General features: G+C 72.2%; 15 protein-coding genes. 7 read left to right on the top strand and 8 right to left on the bottom strand.

The features are described 5' to 3' along the window. Positions 1–63: 63 nt before the first annotated feature. From C503_RS0124185 to C503_RS0124160, 6 genes are all read right to left on the bottom strand, one after another. Positions 64–810: a phosphoglyceromutase gene (locus C503_RS0124185; protein ID WP_018684815.1), complete on the bottom strand. Its 747-nt coding sequence runs from the start codon at positions 808–810 to the stop codon at positions 64–66. Positions 811–1,295: 485 nt separating this feature from the next. After that, a complete protein-coding gene (locus tag C503_RS40590; RefSeq protein ID WP_084477287.1) occupies positions 1,296–2,273 on the bottom strand; it encodes a DUF4349 domain-containing protein in 978 nt (325 codons plus the stop codon). A 69-nt stretch (positions 2,274–2,342) separates the two neighbouring features. Then, positions 2,343–2,873, bottom strand: coding sequence for a type III secretion system chaperone family protein (locus C503_RS0124175; RefSeq protein WP_018684813.1), 531 nt, complete (start codon positions 2,871–2,873; stop codon positions 2,343–2,345). After that, positions 2,870–4,162 (bottom strand): D-inositol-3-phosphate glycosyltransferase, encoded by a 1,293-nt coding sequence (gene mshA, locus C503_RS0124170; protein WP_033400983.1) that lies wholly within the window; start codon positions 4,160–4,162, stop codon positions 2,870–2,872. Before mshA ends, C503_RS0124175 begins: the two co-directional genes overlap by 4 nt. Before the next feature lie 6 nt (positions 4,163–4,168). Beyond that, positions 4,169–4,948 (bottom strand): alpha/beta fold hydrolase, encoded by a 780-nt coding sequence (locus C503_RS0124165; RefSeq protein ID WP_018684811.1) that lies wholly within the window; start codon positions 4,946–4,948, stop codon positions 4,169–4,171. A gap of 47 nt (positions 4,949–4,995) precedes the next feature. Then, on the bottom strand, positions 4,996–6,168 hold the full coding sequence (locus C503_RS0124160) for a L,D-transpeptidase (RefSeq protein WP_026316647.1): 1,173 nt from the start codon (positions 6,166–6,168) through the stop codon (positions 4,996–4,998). A 185-nt stretch (positions 6,169–6,353) separates the two neighbouring features. On the opposite strand from C503_RS0124160, the gene C503_RS0124155 reads away from it, so the two are divergent. After that, positions 6,354–7,100, top strand: coding sequence for an SDR family NAD(P)-dependent oxidoreductase (locus tag C503_RS0124155; RefSeq protein WP_018684809.1), 747 nt, complete (start codon positions 6,354–6,356; stop codon positions 7,098–7,100). Here C503_RS0124155 and C503_RS0124150 read toward each other — a convergent pair. Continuing rightward, positions 7,081–8,169, bottom strand: a complete 1,089-nt coding sequence (locus C503_RS0124150) for a UDP-N-acetylmuramate dehydrogenase (protein ID WP_018684808.1) — start codon at positions 8,167–8,169, stop codon at positions 7,081–7,083. The two genes, C503_RS0124155 and C503_RS0124150, sit on opposite strands and share 20 nt — an antisense overlap. Positions 8,170–8,194: 25 nt before the next feature. Here C503_RS0124150 and C503_RS0124145 point away from each other — a divergent pair, with 25 nt between their 5' ends. The 6 genes from C503_RS0124145 (at position 8,195) to C503_RS0124125 (ending at position 13,411) form a co-directional block, all read left to right on the top strand. Further along, positions 8,195–8,680 (top strand): DUF2505 domain-containing protein, encoded by a 486-nt coding sequence (locus tag C503_RS0124145; protein ID WP_018684807.1) that lies wholly within the window; start codon positions 8,195–8,197, stop codon positions 8,678–8,680. Between the two features lie 4 nt (positions 8,681–8,684). Continuing rightward, positions 8,685–9,500, top strand: a complete 816-nt coding sequence (locus tag C503_RS0124140) for a hypothetical protein (protein WP_018684806.1) — start codon at positions 8,685–8,687, stop codon at positions 9,498–9,500. Between the two features lie 66 nt (positions 9,501–9,566). Next, positions 9,567–10,328 carry a MerR family transcriptional regulator gene (locus C503_RS0124135; RefSeq protein WP_018684805.1) on the top strand — a complete coding sequence of 254 codons (762 nt, stop codon included), beginning with the start codon at positions 9,567–9,569 and terminating at the stop codon, positions 10,326–10,328. 261 nt (positions 10,329–10,589) lie between these two features. After that, positions 10,590–11,462: a formyltetrahydrofolate deformylase gene (gene purU, locus C503_RS0124130; RefSeq protein WP_245572575.1), complete on the top strand. Its 873-nt coding sequence runs from the start codon at positions 10,590–10,592 to the stop codon at positions 11,460–11,462. Positions 11,463–11,916: 454 nt separating this feature from the next. Next, positions 11,917–12,069 carry a hypothetical protein gene (locus tag C503_RS48045; protein WP_245572574.1) on the top strand — a complete coding sequence of 51 codons (153 nt, stop codon included), beginning with the start codon at positions 11,917–11,919 and terminating at the stop codon, positions 12,067–12,069. A 154-nt stretch (positions 12,070–12,223) separates the two neighbouring features. Further along, complete coding sequence (locus C503_RS0124125) at positions 12,224–13,411, top strand: acyl-CoA dehydrogenase family protein (protein WP_018684803.1); 1,188 nt, start codon at positions 12,224–12,226, stop codon at positions 13,409–13,411. 172 nt (positions 13,412–13,583) lie between these two features. On the opposite strand, the gene C503_RS0124120 is transcribed toward C503_RS0124125, so the two are convergent. Then, positions 13,584–15,017: an NF041680 family putative transposase gene (locus C503_RS0124120; RefSeq protein ID WP_018684802.1), complete on the bottom strand. Its 1,434-nt coding sequence runs from the start codon at positions 15,015–15,017 to the stop codon at positions 13,584–13,586. Between the last annotated feature and the right edge of the window lie 67 nt (positions 15,018–15,084).

Here is a 15,084-nt window from a genome sequence, read left to right as displayed (position 1 = left end):
GGTTCACCAAGGGGTTCGGGCGGGCCGCCCGACGCGGACGTGGCACCGGGCGGCCCGAAGGGCTCAGCGACCCTGGTTGGCGACCGCGCTGATGGCGGCCTCGGCGGCGGTCGGGTCGAGGTACTGCCCGCCCGGGGTGACCGGCTTCAGGTCGTCGTCCAGGTCGTAGCGCAGCGGGATGCCGGTGGGAATGTTGAGCCCGGCGATGTCCGCGTCGGAGATCCCGTCCAGGTGCTTGACCAGGGCGCGCAGCGAGTTGCCGTGCGCCGCGACCAGCACGGTCCGGCCCGCGCGCAGGTCGGGCACGATCTCGGCGTCCCAGTACGGCAGAAGCCGGGCCACGACGTCCTGGAGGCACTCGGCCAGCGGGGCCTGCCCGGCCAGGTCGGCGTAGCGCGGGTCGGCGTCCTGGCTGAACTCGCTGCCCGGCTCGATGGTCGGCGGCGGCGTGTCGTAGGAGCGGCGCCAGAGCTTGAACTGCTCCTCGCCGAACTCCGCCAGGGTCTGCTTCTTGTCCTTGCCCTGCAGCGCGCCGTAGTGCCGCTCGTTGAGCCGCCAGTCCCGCCTGACCGGGATCCACAGCCGGTCGGCGGCGTCCAGCGCGAGGTGCGCGGTGGTGATCGCCCGGCGCAGCAGCGAGGTGTGCACGACGTCCGGGAGGATCCCGGCCTCGCGCAGCAGCGCGCCGCCGCGGGTCGCCTCGGCGACGCCCTTGTCGGACAGGGCGACGTCCACCCAGCCGGTGAAGAGGTTTTGCGCGTTCCACACGCTCTCGCCGTGGCGGAGCAGCACCAGGGTTCCGATGGCCATGGCGAAAGACTGCCAGACCGGCGCGGGCCGCCTCGCCGAGCGGTCGGCCGCGGCCTGGGCGCGTCCCGGCGTGGACCGGGCGGCCGAAGTGTGATGGACCAGGCGGCGGGATAACACGACCGCGTAACACCCGTTTGGGGGTACGAACCGCGTCCGAACGAGGGATCTTGCACGGATAGTTGCAAGAACACGCAATGTCGTGACCGAATAGTTACTAACCGTCTGCGACATCCACGATCGGTGGAACTGTTGGCCTTGTGCTGGTGTCCGGCATCTGACAAGTTGACCTAAGCCGCGCCGGATCAGCTCCCACGCACTCCCTGGTCCGGGTGGCGTCCCGCGCGGCTCGACTCCCCTGCCGAGCCGCCGGTCCCGCGAGGCTCCCGGGTGCCCCCCGCCACGGGAAGCAGCGGGCAGTCGCGGGGCGGTTCGAGAACGCGACTCCCCCTCGCTCGAACCGCCCCGCGACTCTCATCCCGCGTCCCTCACGCCTCGTGCGCCGTCCCGGTACCGGGCGGCACCGACGTCGGCGCGGACGGCGGCGACACCGTCCTGCCAGGACGATTCCGGCGGGCCCGCCAGATCAGATAGCCGGGCACACCGATGACCAGAACGAACGGCAGCAGCCTGGCCAGGGCCAGCACCACGACCTTGACCGTGCTCACGAACGCGGACCAGCCGTCGCCGAGCGCGCCGCCCAACGAGTCCCGGTTCTCCACCGCGGGCACCGGCGCGCCCTCACGGGTGATCCGCACGCTCACCGTGGACATCGCGACGCTGCCCGCCAGCGCATCCCGCCGCTTGAGCAGCGACTCCAGGTCCGACTCGCGCCGGGACACCTCGGACTCCAGCTGCACGATCTCCGACATCGACGTGGCCCGGTCGAGCAGCGCGCGCACCCGGTTCAGGCTCGCCCGCTGGGTCTCGATGCGACTGTCCACATCGACGACCTGCTCGGTCACGTCCTGCGCGGTCTGCCCCTGGTTGCGCACCGTCCCGACCGCCCGCAGCCGCTCGACCGCCTGGTCCAGCCGGTCGGACGGCACATACAGGGTCAATGTCGCCAGGTCGTCGTCCACCTGCTCCTGACCGGAGTAGCCGCCCGCCGCGGCGGCCTCCCGCCGGGCGCTCGCGGCCGCGTCGGCGACCTTGGGCGAGCTCAGCTCCAGGCTCGCGGTCCGCACCAGCTTCCGGTCCACCCCCGGCTGCGGCACCGCGGGCCCACCCGTCGACTGCCCCGGCGCCTCCGGGGCTGCCCCGGTTCCCCTCGCCGCACCCGAGTTGGCCTCGGCCTTCGCCCCGCCGCTGTCGTACCCGCCCGCGGTGTCCGGCCGCTGGGGCACCCCGGTCATCATCGGCATCCCGGCGGCCGACTCGCCCTGGGTACTCGTACAGGCCGCGGCCCCGATCAGCACACCCGCCGTCAACACCAACCCGGCCACCCGGGCAGTTCTTCGCACCATCCCTGGTCTCCCTCAGCTCGTCTGCACTCCAGACGAGCCGAGCGGATCAGGCCGTTGCGGCGCGGACGATCACGAGTCGGACTCGCCTGCGACACGGGGCCGTTGCCGATCCGGTTCCAGCAGGTGGGTGAAGGCCTGAAGGTTGGCGAGCGACTCGCCGCGCGAGGTGCGCCAGTCCCATTCCCGGCGGATCGCGGTGGCGAAGCCGATCTCCAACAGGGTGTTGAAGTCGCCATCGGCCGCCTCCAGCACCTGCCCGAGCAACCGGTCCAGCTCGTCGGGGGTCACCGCGGCGTGGCTGACCCGGCCGACCAGGTGGATGTCGCCGAGGCTGTCGATCGTGTAGTGCACCCCGTAGAGGCGGGCGTTGCGGCGCAGCAGGAAGCGGTAGACCTCCTCGTGCGCCTCGTCCGGCCTGCGGCAGACGAACGCCTCCACCGACAGCGCGTGGTTGCCGACGATCAGCCAGCAGTTGGTCTGCTGCTTCTTGGTGCCGGGCAGGGTCACCAGGAACCGGCCCGGCGCGGGGTGGTCGTAGCGCAGCTCGCGCTCGTCGAGCGTCGCGGCGATCACCTGGTCGAGGGAGTCCGGGAGGGTCACACCGCCACTCCAGCACGCGGCAGGGAGTAACGCAGCGCGTGCCCGGCCTCCACGTAGGCGGCGATCAGCGCGTCCGTGGTGCGATCCCAGGAGAACTCCCGGGCGTGCCGCACCGCGCCGACCGCCAGCTCGGCCACCCGGCCCGGCGCGGTGACCAGCGAGCCGAGCGCGTCCGCCCAGTCCGGGGTGGCGTGCCCGTCGACCAGCAGACCGGACACCCGGTCGGCGACGGCCACCGGCAGCCCGCCCACCGCCGCGGCCACCACCGGCGTGCCGCAGGCCTGCGCCTCCAGCGCGACCAGGCCGAAGCTCTCGTTGTGGCTGGGCACCGCCACCAGGTCGGCGGCCCGGTACACGGTGGCCAGCGCCTCCCCGGCCTGCGGCGGCAGGAACCGCACCACATCGGTGATGCCCAGCGACGCGGCCAGCTCCTGCAGCGCGGCGGGCTGGTCCAGCCCGGAGCCCGACGGCCCGCCCGCGACCAGCACCACCAGCCGGTCCCGGGCGATGGTGCCGCGCGCCAGCAGCTCGGCCGCCGCGCGCAGCAGCACGTCCGGTGCCTTGAGCGGCTGGATGCGGCCGACGAACGCGATCACGGTCGCGGCAGGCGGCAGGCCCAGCCGGGCCCGTGCGGCCTGCCGGTCACCCGGCCGGAAGCGGTCCAGGTCGACCCCGGGGGCGATGGTCCGCACCTTCTCCGGCGTCGCCGCGTACAGCTCGACCAGCTGCCCGGCCTCCACCTCGGTGTTCGCGATCAGCTGGTCGGCCTCGTCCACCACCTGCTGCTCGCCGATCACCCGCACCCGCGGTTCCGGAGCGTCCCCGACCGCCAGCGCGGCGTTCTTGACCTTGGCCAGGGTGTGCGCGGAGTGCACCAGCGGCACCCCCCAGCGTTCCCTGGTCAGCCAGCCGACCTGCCCGGACAGCCAGTAGTGCGAGTGCACCAGGTCGTAGTGGCCTGGCTCGTGCCGGGCCTCCGCGCGCAGCACGCCCGCGGTGAACGCGCACAGCTGGCTGGGCAGCTCCGCGCGCTGCAACCCCTCGAACGGCCCAGCGGACACATGCCGCACCTGCACCCCGGGCGCCAGCTCGGCCACCGGTGGCAGGTAGGAGGCGGTGGCCCGGGTGAACACCTCAACGGCGATCCCGCGCCGGGCCATCCGGGTGGCGGTCTCGGTGATGTAGACGTTCATCCCGCCCGCGTCCCCGGTCCCGGGCTGTTCCAACGGGGATGTGTGCACCGACAGCACCGCGACCCTGCGTGGACGCCCAAGCAACCTGGGAACCACCCCGGTTCACCCCCTCCGCACCTCCGCGGATTCGCGGAGCACCCCGTTGAACTCGTCCACCCGTTCGGCGAAGGGCACGTGCCCGACCCCTGGGAACCAACGCGCCGTGGCCCCCGGAATCTTCCCCAGCGCGTACTCGGCGGCGGACGAGTCGACCACGGCGTCGGCGGTCCCGTGCACGACGGCGGTCGGGACCGAGATGCCCGCCAGCACCTCGGCGCTCGACGCGTCCCGCCTGAACAGGGCCCTGCGGACGTGCGGCGGCACCCCCAGCACCGTGCCCGCCCAGCGTTGCACCACGGGGCCGGGCAGCGGCTCGGCGGCCATCGCCGTTGTGAGGGAGACAACAGCGGGCACGGCCACCGCCGGGTCCTCGGACAGCGCTGCGGGCAGTGCCGCGCGCATGGCCGGGCCGATCCGGGCGCCGGGCCGGTCGCGGCCGATCTCGGTGAGCGCGCCGACCAGCACGAGCCCCGCCAGGCCCGCGTCGCCGTGCGCGCGGAGGTAGTCGGTGATCACCAGGCCGCCGTAGGACCAGCCGACGACGACCGCGGGCGCGCCCGCGAACGCCAGCACGGCCGCGAGATCGTCGGCCCATACCGCGGCGTCCCCGTAGCCGTCCGCCGGGATGTCCGAGTCACCGTGCCCGCGAAGGTCGAACGCGATCAGGTGGTGCGCCCGGCACAGCTCCGGATCGTCGAACTGGGCCGCCCAACAGCCGCCGGACTGCGCCCAGCCGTGCACGAGGACGATGGGCGGTCGGGCCGGGTCCCCCGCGGTGCGCACCGAAAGGCACGCACCGCCCGCACCGCGGAGCCGGGCCCGGCCCGAGGTCACTTGATGGCCGACATCTTCTGCCACTGCCCCCACGAGAGCAGCCAGTCGTACACGTCCGAGGTGGTCGGCATGGTCGCCTTCGAACCGGTGATCTCCACCGGGTCGCCGATCAGCGCGCTGTCGAAGTAGGCCTTGGCGTCGGCCTCCAGCAGGTTCACGCAGCCGTGCGAGGTGTTGGCCTTGCCGATGTTGGCCCGGTTGTCGTTGTTCTCGTGGATGAACTCGCCGTGGTTGGAGATCCGCACGGCCCACTTCTTCATCACGTTGGTGTAGCCGTACTTCGGGTTCGAGAAGTCGCCGATCGGGTCCTTCTCCATCACGATCAGCGTGCCGTTGGGCGTGTTCCGGTCCGGGTTGTCGTCCGCGCCGTTGCTCGACGGATAGCTCGCGTACAGCGAGCCGTCCCGGTAGACGTTCATCTTGTGGTCCGGGGTGTTGACCTTGACCACCTGGTTGCGGCCGATGGTGAAGGTGCTGCTCAGGTCGGCCTTGCCGTAGGCGCCGCCGCCGTAGGCCAGGCCGTACAGCTTGGCGGTCACGGTGACCTTGGTGTTGGCGGGCCAGTACTCCTTGGGCCGCCAGTCCACCTGCTGGTCGTTCAGCCAGGCCCAGGCACCCTCGACCTTGGTGGAGGTCTGCACCGCCAGCACCTTCTCCACCGCGGCCTTGTCGGTGACCTTGCCCTCGGGGAACTTGACGCTGATCGGCATGCCGACGCCGACCGTGGCGTTGTCCGCCGGGTTGATCGTGGCGCGCGGCGTCTTGGCGGGCTTGAGCGTGCTGAACGAGCCCTTCAGCTCCGCCTTCTTGCCGTCCGTGCCGGTCGCCGATGCGGTGTAGTTGTAGGTCTTGGCGTAGCCGAGCACCTCGCTGGAGGTCCAGCTCAGCTTGTCGCCCGCGACCGCGCCCTTGACCGCCTTGCCGTCGGGGGTGAGCAGGTCGACCGTGTCGATGGTGCCGTCCGTGACGGTGATCTTGACCGGGTCACCGGGCGGCACGTCGGCGGCGTTCGCGGCCAGGCTCACGGCCAGCTTGGCCACCGGCGGGGCGTCCGACTGCCCGCCGCCGCCCGCGCCCCCGCCGCCGCTCCCGGACGGCCCGCCGCTGCCGGAGGTCTCCGAGGTACAGGCCGCGAGCAGCGCGAGGACCAGGCACAACAGACCGATCAGACCGCGCTTGCGAACGGGCGAAGCCGTAGATCTCACCGTGGAACCTCCCGTGTCAAATCTTCCCCCACCGACTAGGACGTATGGGCCCGGGGTGGGGTGCGTCGGGCCGCGAACTCGTCGGATGTGACCGTGCTCATAGGGTCCCACCGCCCGCCGCCGCACCCCCGGCGGGGAGGATCGGTGCCGTGGACAACCCCATCGCGGTAGTGACCGGAGCGAGTTCGGGCATCGGGGCGGCGACCGCCCGGCACCTGTCGGCGGCCGGGTTCGGCGTCGTGCTCGGCGCCCGCAGACTCGACCGGCTGGCCGAGGTCGCCGAGGAGGTCGGCGGCGTGGCGGTCGAACTGGACGTCACGGACCCTGCCTCGGTCCAGGCGTTCACCGACCGGGTCCCAGAGTGCCACGTGCTGGTGAACAACGCAGGCGGCGCCCAGGGCCTGGACCGCGTGGACGCGGCGGTCGAGGAGCGCTGGCGCTGGATGTACGAGGCCAACGTGCTCGGCACGCTGCGGATGACCAAGGCGCTGCTGCCGAAGCTGATCGCGTCCGGCGACGGGCACGTGGTCACCGTCACCTCGATCGCGGCCATCGAGATCTACGACGGCGGCGCGGGCTACACCGCCGCCAAGCACGCCCAGTCCGCCCTGCACCGCACGCTCCGCGGCGAGCTGCTGGGCGAGCCGGTGCGGTTCACCGAGATCCTGCCGGGCATGGTCGAGACCGAGTTCGCGCTGACCCGCTTCGAGGGCGACGCCGAGCGGGCGTCCGGCGTGTACACCGGCCTGCAGCCGCTGACCGCGGACGATGTAGCCGAGGTGATCGCGTTTGCGGTGACCCGGCCCGCGCACGTGAACCTGGACCAGATCGTGCTCAAGCCGCGCGCCCAGGCTTCCGCGTCGCGCGCCCACCGGGTCAGTTCAGCGAGCAGTTGACCAGCACCGGTTCGGGGCGCAACTCGACCCCGAACGCGGCCAGCACACCGTCGCGGACCTCCAGCGCCAGCGCGAGCAGGTCCGCGGTGGTGGCCCCGCCCCGGTTGGTGAGCGCCAGCGTGTGCTTGTCGGACAACGCGGCCCGCCCCCGGGTGTAGCCCTTGGCGAACCCGGCGCGCTCGATCAGCCAGGCCGCCGACAGCTTGGACGCGCCCGGACCCGCCGGGTAGCGCGGCACCGGCGTGTCGGCCCCGACCGCGTGGGCGATCCGCTCCAGGATCTCCCCGGCCGCCGCGTCGGCGACCACCGGGTTGGTGAAGAACGACCCCGCGCTCCAGGTGTCGTGGTCGGCCGGGTCGAGCACCATCCCCTTGCCCCGGCGCAGGTCCAGCACCGCGGCCCGGGCCTCGGCGACCGGCACCCGCTCCTCCTGCCGCACCCCCAGCGCGCGGGCCAGCTCGGTGTACCGGATCGGCGCCGACAGCCCGTCGTCGACCAGCTCGAACCGCGCGCGCAGCACCACGGCCCGGTCGGTGCCCTTGAGCACGCTGGTCCGGTAACCCAGCCCGAGCTCGTCGGCGCGCAGCGTGCGCACCTCGCCGGTGGCCCGGTCCAGCAGGTCGACCGACACCAGCACCTGGGCCACCTCGACGCCGTAGGCGCCGACGTTCTGCACCGGGGTCGCGCCGACCAGCCCGGGGATGCCGGACAGGCACTCCAGCCCGCCCAGCCCGGCCTCGACGGTGCCCGCGACCACGGTGTCCCAGTCCTCGCCCGCCTCCACGGTGAGCTGGACCCGTCCCGGCACCGTGCAGTCGATCTTGCTGCCGTGGTTGGCGACCAGCACGACCGTGCCGTCGAAGCCGAGATCGCCGACCACCAGGTTGGAGCCGCCCCCGAGGACGAGCAGCGGACCGCCGTCCCGGTCGGCGGCCCGCACCGCGTCGACTACCTCGGCGGCGGTCCCCGCCGAGACGAATCGGGCGGCGGGCCCGCCGAGCCGCAGGGTCGTGTATCCGCTGAGCGGGACGCCGCCGCGGACGTCGGCACCGAGGGGGAGGCTGGTCACGGGCGCCAACGGTAACCTCCCGCGCATGACCAGCCGTATCGAGCACCGCGCGGGATTCCCCGCCCCGGCCGCCACCGTGCACGCCCGACTGGTCGACCAGGGTTTCCTGCGCGAGCGGCTGCGCGCCCTCGGCGGCCAGGACGCGGCCCTGGTCGCATACACCACCGACGGCACCACGGTCGGCTACACCCTGCGCCAGGGCATCCCCGCCGCCAAGCTGCCCTCGGTGGTCCGCGGCCTGGTCAAGGGCGATCTGGTGGTGGAGCGCTCGGAGACCTGGCGCCCGCACGGCGACGAGTTCGTCGGCACCACCGCGGCCGCGGTGGCGGGCGTCCCCGGCGAGATCCGCGGCCGCTATCGGCTGGCGGACACCGCGGCGGGCAGCGAGCTGCGCACGGACGCCGAGGTGAAAGTCCGCATCCCGCTGGTCGGCGGCAAGATCGAGTCCGTGATCGCCGAGCAGGTGCGCACGCTGCTGGCCAACGAGGCCGCGTTCGCCGCCGAGTACTGACCGCGTGGCCCGCACCCCACGCCTGGCCGCGGGTCGGGCCCGCGCGCTCGGCGCGCCCACCCGCGGCACCACCAACCCGAACCGGCTGCGCCGGGTCGACCGCTGGCTGGTCGGCTCGTCCACCGTGCGCGCGGCGCTGACGGGCCAGGACCCGCTGGTGGTCGACCTCGGCTACGGCGCCACCCCGGTGACCACCGTGGAGCTGGCCACCCGCCTGCGCGCGGTGGCGCCGGACGTGCGCGTACTCGGCCTGGAGATCGACCCCGAGCGGGTCGAGGCGGCCAAACCCGCGGCCGACCCGCCCGCGCTCGACTTCCGCCGCGGCGGCTTCGAGCTCGCGGGCACCCGCCCGGTGCTGCTGCGCGCGTTCAACGTGCTGCGCCAGTACCCGGAGGACGAGGCCGCGCGCTCCTGGGCGACCATGCTGGCGCGCCTGGCCCCGGGCGGCCTGCTGGTCGAGGGCACCTGCGACGAGATCGGCAGGCGGTGCTCCTGGGTGCTGCTCGACGCGGAGGGCCCGCGCACGTTCACCCTGTCCTGCCTGCCCGCGGGCATCGACCGGCCGTCCGATCTGGCCGAGCGGCTGCCCAAGGCGCTGATCCACCGCAACGTCCCGGGCGAACCGGTGCACGAGCTGCTGTGCGCGCTGGACGCCTGTTGGGCGACCGCGGCCCCGTTCGCCCCGTTCGGCCCGCGCGCCCGGTGGGTGGAGTCGGCCCGGCTGCTGGCGGCCGAGGGCTGGCCGGTGCTCGACGACCGCCGCCGCTGGCGCCTCGGCGAGCTGACGCTCTCCTGGGCGGCAGTCGCGCCGAACGCTTGACTCTTCCGCCGCGTCAACTTCTACCGTTGTTCCCGGGACACGAAAGCCCAGGTGGGAGAGGCGACGATGGCCTGGTCGACGGCACAGGTGGCGCGGATGTCCAAGGTGACCTCGCGGACGCTGCGGCACTACGACGACATCGGCCTGCTGCCGCCCGCGCACGTGGGCGCCAACGGGTACCGCTACTACGAGCGGGAGCAGCTGCTGCGGTTGCAGCACATCCTCGTGCTGCGCGAGCTCGGTCTTGGCCTGGAGGCCATCGCCGAGATCGTGCGCGAGGGCCGCGACGAGGTGACGGTGCTGCGCACGCACCACCGCTGGCTGCTGGCCGAGCGCGACCGTTTCGACCGCCTGGCCGCCACCGTGTCCCGGACGATCACCGATGTGGAAGGAGACAGGACGATGACCGGCAAGTCCGCCGCGCACTGGTTCGACGGTTTCGACGCGGCCACCCAGGACCAGCTCCGTGAGGAGGCCCGGCAGCGCTGGGGCGCCGACCGGGTCGACGCCGCCCAGGAGGGCGTCGCCGACAAGGACGGCGGCTGGTGGCGCTCCCAGGGCCAGGAGTGGACGGCCATCCTCGACGAGCTGGTCGCGCACCTCGACGCTGGCCGCGCCGCGGCCGACGCCCCGGTGCAGGACACCATCGACGGCCACTACCACTGGATCCGGAACTTCTGGACCCCGGACCGCGCCTCGTACCCGGGCCTGGGCAACCTCTACGCCGACGACCCGCGGTTCCGGACCAACCTCGACAAGACCGACCCGAGGCTGGCCGAGTTCCTGCGCGCCGCCATCGCCGAATACGCCCGCACCCGCCTGACGTAGCCGGACCGGGTCAGGCCGGACCGGGATCGAGGTCCGCACGCGACCGACCAGAGGCCCGGGAGAGCTGCAGATCTCCCGGCCCGACGGCGAACCCGACAGTCGACACCGCGTCCACACCCGTTGACGAACCCGCGCGCCGCCCGCCACCGCACCGCGCACCCGGTCCAGAATCGACCGCGTGAGCGGCCGAACGAGCCGGGCCGAGCCACCCGACGTGCCCGGATGGACGGTCGAGTGGACAGGGGCTGCGAGGATTGGCGGGTGTCGAACGAGCGTCGTTATGTGATCAGGCTGGGCTGCCCGGACCGCACGGGTGTCGTCGCCCGGATCGCCGGGTTCCTGGCCGAGGCGGGCGGGTGGATCGTCGAGGCGGCCTACCACACCGACCAGGAGACCAACTGGTTCTTCACCCGCCAGGAGGTGCGCGCCGACTCGCTGCCCTTCGGCATGGACGAGCTGCGCGAGCGGTTCGGTCGGGTGGCCGCGGAGCTGAGCCCCATATCGGACTGGAGCGTCATCGACACCGGGGTGCGGCGCCGGGTGGTGATCCTGGTGTCCAAGGAGGGGCACTGCCTCTACGACCTGCTCGGCCGGGTGCACAGTGGCGAGTTGGACGTGGACGTGCGGGCCGTGATCGGCAACCACAACGACCTCGCCGGGATCACCCGCGCGCACGGCATCCCGTTCCACCACGTGCCGTTCCCGGCCGCCGACGCGGAGGGCAAGGCGGCGGCCTTCGCCCAGCTGCGCCAGCTGGTGGACGCCTGTTCCCCGGACGCGATCGTGCTGGCCCGGTTCATGCAGGTGGTGCCCGCGGAGCTGTGCGTGGAGTGGGCGGGGCGAGCGCTGAACATCCACCACAGCTTCCTTCCTTCCTTCGTCGGGGCGCGGCCGTACCACCAGGCCCACAAGCGCGGGGTCAAGCTGATCGGCGCCACCTGCCACTACGTGACCGCCGAGCTGGACCAGGGTCCGATCGTGGAGCAGGACGTGATCCGGGTCGGCCACCGCGACGCCGTTGCCGACATGGTCCGCAAGGGCCGGGACATCGAGAAGGTGGTGCTCGCCCGCGGTCTGCGGGCGCACCTGGAGAGCCGGATCCTGCTGCACGGCAACAAGACCGTCGTCTTCTAGCCCCCGGAACGGGATCGGCCGAGGGCGACGGCCGGTCCCTCCGGTGCGACGGAGTGGTTGCCACATAACAGGTTCCTCTCTGGTGCGATGCCGCCACAGTAGGCCGACCCTGGTTGCGCTGTCAGTGCCACGATGGGGTGGGGATAGCCGTTTGACGAACACCCCTCGCGAGCGCTATGGCGGCAAATTCGGTTGCCGCGCAAGGCAAACCGGCGCGACCATCTGCGGTGTGACCACTGGGGATGTACGAGAGGTGCGACCTGTTCCGCTGTCCACTGCCGACGTGCCCGCCCGCATCGCGCGGGCGGACGACCGGGAGTGGGCGTGAAGACCGCAAGTGGGAGTCCCCGCTGCACGTCGGCCAGGGCTACGGCCTGGCCGACACCGCAGGCGACCTTGTCGCCTCGGCGATCCTGACCCGTAGCGGCGACCTCGCGGCCATCAGCATGGTGCTGTGGCCGCGCGGTGCGCCCGCCGCGGCCTGGCCACCCGGCTGCTGCCGCACGTCATCGCCCAGGCGGGCCAGGCCAGTCCAGGCCGGTCCACCCAGGCACCTCGACGCGTGCGGTCATCTTTCCCGCGGGTGGTCGGCCGACCCACCCCCTGATCGGCGCAGCCGCCGCCGGTCCGTGATCACCACGGGTGTCCGCCGGACTGCATTCGGGTGCGATCCACCGCGGTCCAGCCTTTTCCCGGAATCGCTGTGGGATGGTGTTGCCGAAAAATGGCCGACTGGGGAATTGTTTTTCGGAGGCACCGTCGTGACGCACATCCCCGGCCACCCCGAGCAGGCCTCCGTCGAGCTCGTCCGGCGGGCCGCCGACCTGGTCCCGCTGCTGCGGACGAACGCGGAGCGCTGTGCCAGGGAGCGTCGCGTCCCGGCGGAGAACTTGAAAGCACTTCGCGAAGCGGGCCTCGCCACAATCGCCCTGCCCCGTGCGTTCGGTGGTGCCGAATCCGATATCCGGACCAAACTGGCGGCGTATATCGAGGTCGCCCGCGGCTGCGGTTCGACCGCCTGGGTGAGCACGATCTACACGGACACGGTCTTCCTGCTGTCGCTGTTCCCCGACGAGGTCCAGGACGAGGTCTTCGCCGACCCCGAGGCCTTCCACTGCGCCACGCTGATCCCGGCGGGCCGGGCCGTGCGCACCGACGGCGGCTACCTGGTCTCCGGGCGCTGGCCGTTCAACAGCGGCTGCCTCGACGCCACCTGGTGCGTCCAGCCCGCGGTGCTGGCGGGCGACGAGCCCGAGGTCATGCACTTCGTCATCCCCACCCGCGAGCTGAGTGTCGAGGACGACTGGTTCGTCAGCGGCCTGCAGGGTTCGGGCAGCAACACGATGTGCGGCACGGACATCTTCGTCCCCACCGTGAAGGCGCTGTCGATGGCGCGCGTGCTCAGCCAGAACCCGGCGAGCGCCCGCAACGCCGAATCCGGCCTCTACCACGCCCCGCTGCTGCCCTACCTGCTCACCAGCGCCGCCGGTTCGCTGATCGGCATGGCCAAGCACGCCTACGAGCTGCACGTGGACCGGCTGCCCGAGCGCGGCCCGATCGCCTACACCGGATACCCGTCGCACCGCGAGGCGCCGATCACCCACCAGGTCACCGCCGAGGCCCGGATGAAGATCGACGCCGCCGAGGCACTGTCCTACCAGGCCGCCGCGCTGATGCAGGACCGCCGGGAGACCGGCGCGCCGTACGGGCCCGAGGACAAGCCCAGGGTGTGGGGCCTGATCAGCTACGCGGTCCGGCTCTGCACGGAGGCCGTCGAAATGCTGCGCAACGCGGCGGGCGCGACCGGTATCGGCGAGCGGATGCCGATCCAGCAGGTGGCGCGGGACGTGCAGGCGCTGTCCACGCACGCGTCGATGCTGCCGAACACCGGCATCGAGCACTACGGCCGCGCCCTGTGCGGCCTGCCGCCCACCACGCCCCTGCTCTAGGCGCTGTCCTGTAAGTCTGGTGCGCGAGATCCGTGATCCGCGTGGCCTCTGGGCGTGCGGGCGGGAAGCCGCACGTACCGGGTTGTACTTGGGCTTTCCGCCCGTGCGGCCAGAGGCCGCGCGGGCGCGGATAGCGCGTGCCGGACTTACAGGACAGCGCCTAGCTTGAGTTTTAACCTGTTCGGCGGGGCTGTGGATTGTTGGATGTCTTCTTGTTGCCGCGCTTGGTCTTCTGTTTGTTGGTGCTGGTGACGGGGTGGACGTCGTGTCGTGTGGCGGGCCGGTGGTTGGGTGTTCCAGCGGGACGTCCTGGGCCTGGGCGTGAGGGTTTCGGGACGGCGGCCGGGCAGGTGAGTCGCGAGCGTAGGTTCCGAAACCCCCGGCGGACTCGTGCCGGGCTCAGTCGCTGGGCTGATCGTGGTTTCTCCCAAGGCCGGCGCAGGTCTTCGGTGAGGTCGCGGGCGAGGCGGAGTTGGGTGTAGGCGGTGATCAGCAGCCAGGTCCAGCGGTCCGCGGCCTCGGGTGAGCGCAGTTTCGGGGTGGTCCAGCCGAGGGTCTGCTTGAGCATGCGGAAGGTGTGCTCGATGTCGAAGCGGCGCAGGAACGCCTGCCAGGCCAGATCGACCTCGGCCTGGTCCAGGCCGGTGCGACAGTGCCAGAGCCACACGGGTTTCGGGATCGCGCCCGAGGGCAGGCGCTCGACATCGAGTCGGATCACGGTGCCTTCCAGGATGGGCAGGGTCCCGTCGTGGTCGGCCCAGGCGATGCGGTGGGTCAACCTGGGGTGCAGCCGGTCCCAGACCCGGATCAGCGCGGGACCATAAAGCCGGGTCGTGGTCTCGATGGTGATATCCGGTGTGCCCCAGGTGGCCTGGTCGCCGAAAGCGAACTCGCCGCCGTGGCGGCGGGGCCTGCCCATCGTGCCGGGCGGCTGTAGTGGGACCGGGCGGTGCAGGACCCGGTCGGAGCGCATCCGGACCAGCACAGTGATCGGCAGGTCGGCCAGGACGTGGGCCAGCCGGGGTCCGTCGTAGCCGGCGTCGGCGACCAGCAGGATGTCCGGGTCTCCCGGCCGCCAATGCCCGGCGGTCATCAGGCGGACCACCACGTCGCGGATCTGCCGGGCGGTCACGCTCGCGGTATTGTCGCCGGGTGCGAGGCGGACCGCGTCCAGCGGCGCAGTCCACGAACCGCGCCCGGTTTCCAGTGCGACGACGACCGAGTAGGGCCAGCCCGGCACCATCATGTGCTGGTCCTTGCCCCGGCCGTAGGTGTGACACAGGATCCGCTGCGGACAGGTGTGCGCTTCCGGACGCAGCCAGCAGGTCACGTCCACCGCCAGCACCAACCGCCCGTCAGCGGCACGCGGCAGTGACACCGCGGTGAGCGCGGTGCGTAACCGGTCGACGTCGATCCGCCCCTGGGCCAGCGCGGCATAGCCGCTGCCATGACCACGACGATGCTCACCCGCCAGCGACAGCTCAGCGACCGACCGCACCGGCCCGTCCGCGCACAACACCGCGTCTGTCAGCTCGAACAACGCGTCCGCGCGTGTGAGCAGGCATCGGTAGAACTCCTGCCGCAACCCGGACAACTCCCCGGACACGCTCGTGCCGTGAGCATGGTGCACACTGATCAACTGAAGCCCTTGGTCTCGATCTTCGTCTGTCGCA

The organism is Actinokineospora enzanensis DSM 44649 (genome assembly GCF_000374445.1).
In the GTDB taxonomy this organism is placed as follows: domain Bacteria; phylum Actinomycetota; class Actinomycetes; order Mycobacteriales; family Pseudonocardiaceae; genus Actinokineospora; species Actinokineospora enzanensis.
The sequence above is the reverse complement of the archived record's forward strand: the minus strand, read 5'-3'. Positions and strand labels throughout refer to the sequence as shown.

Excerpts from the sequence above, each read along its gene's own strand:
- C503_RS0124135 (WP_018684805.1), top strand. The coding sequence starts at position 9,567 with ATGGCCTGGTCGACGGCACAGGTGGCGCGGATGTCCAAGGTGACCTCG.
- C503_RS0124185 (WP_018684815.1), bottom strand. The coding sequence starts at position 810 with ATGGCCATCGGAACCCTGGTGCTGCTCCGCCACGGCGAGAGCGTGTGG.
- C503_RS0124145 (WP_018684807.1), top strand. The coding sequence starts at position 8,195 with ATGACCAGCCGTATCGAGCACCGCGCGGGATTCCCCGCCCCGGCCGCC.
- C503_RS40590 (WP_084477287.1), bottom strand. The coding sequence starts at position 2,273 with ATGGTGCGAAGAACTGCCCGGGTGGCCGGGTTGGTGTTGACGGCGGGT.